General features: G+C 52.3%; 1 protein-coding gene. It reads right to left on the reverse strand.

Annotation, left to right across the window (positions count from 1 at the left end; genetic code table 11):
• Positions 1 to 608 (reverse strand): hypothetical protein (locus FRY97_RS22625; RefSeq protein WP_170254869.1); only part of this gene is annotated, 608 nt, incomplete at both ends.

Here is a 608-nt window from a genome sequence, read left to right on the forward strand (position 1 = left end):
TCCGAAGGAATACGCACAACCTGCGCTCATTAGAGGTCAGCCCAAAACCAGCAAGGGCTTCAAAAAAGCCCCTATGGGAACGCTGATAAAGTACCTCGAAGTCCTCCCAAAGCGAATGATCTTGAATGTTGCGCAAGCTATGGGTGATGGCCTGTAGCGACTCCCGGCTGCTTACAGTGGGCATACGGCGGTACACCTCCATCAGTTTTTGCAGCGTCTCATTGACCATCTCGTTGGCCGACATCCTTTCCAAGAGGTTTAGGGCAAGCTGCTGCTTAGTATCTTCTACCTCAGCGGCCAGGCCTTCCCGCTCTATTTCCAATTGCCGCCTTTGCAGTTCCGACTCCAAATATTTTAGCTGCGCAAGCCTGTGCTTCCGGACAACAACAACATAAAGCAGCAATAGGGCAAACCCTGCTATCGCAGCTAAACTCAGTGCCAATAAGTAACGCGCCCGGCTGCGGCCCATTTGCAAAACCACCTCCTCTTCCCAAGCCCTATACTTTTCCTCCAGCTCCATTTTCGATAATGCGATAGCCGCTTCTCCCTTGCCTATCCTATCCTCCGCATCTTGCACCAGCATGAGATGCTCATAGGCTTCCGCCCCT

The sequence above is a fragment of the Phaeodactylibacter luteus genome (genome assembly GCF_007993045.1).
GTDB lineage: Bacteria > Bacteroidota > Bacteroidia > Chitinophagales > Saprospiraceae > Phaeodactylibacter > Phaeodactylibacter luteus.